At 35.1% G+C, this 427-nt stretch carries 1 protein-coding gene; it reads left to right on the top strand.

Going from position 1 to position 427, the window contains the following annotated elements; genetic code table 11:
* Positions 1-116: 116 nt before the first annotated feature.
* The gene (locus BCT81_RS20905) at positions 117-329 is read left to right on the top strand and encodes a Flp family type IVb pilin (RefSeq protein ID WP_004737212.1); all 213 of its coding nucleotides are present in this window, start codon (positions 117-119) and stop codon (positions 327-329) included.
* Positions 330-427: the final 98 nt, after the last annotated feature.

Genomic DNA, 427 nt, shown 5'->3' with positions numbered 1-427 from the left:
AGATTCTGTTATGCGATCATAATAACTATTAATTGGATGTATATTTCTAAATCCGGTAACTTTCATTTCGCAATTTCAATAAGACCAATGGTCGATATACTTTTTAGAGGATTACTATGTACTACCAAACTTTAGCAAAACTAGCTGAACTAAAAATGAAGTTCGAAGATGATATTCGCGGTGTTACTGCGGTGGAATATGCAATTATCGCTGTTGTAATGTCAGCTTTAGTACTTGCTGCATTTCAAACAGATGCGCTTAAAAATGCAATTACAGGTGCGTTGAATGCGGTTACAGCCAACTTGACTACTGCAACTACAGGCAATTAAACGGCCACAAATAATATTATATTAAGGGGCTTGGGCCCCTATTTTAGGCTTAATATGAACAGAATTATCATTCTCCTTCTTATCGCTTTATCTATTTT

The organism is Vibrio sp. 10N.261.52.A1, from assembly GCF_002876325.1.
In the GTDB taxonomy this organism is placed as follows: Bacteria; Pseudomonadota; Gammaproteobacteria; order Enterobacterales; family Vibrionaceae; genus Vibrio; species Vibrio chagasii.
The sequence above is the reverse complement of the archived record's forward strand: the minus strand, read 5'-3'. Positions and strand labels throughout refer to the sequence as shown.

What these genes read in the sequence shown, in the direction of transcription:
- BCT81_RS20905 (WP_004737212.1), top strand. Translation starts at nt 117, where the DNA reads ATGTACTACCAAACTTTAGCAAAACTAGCTGAACTAAAAATGAAGTTC.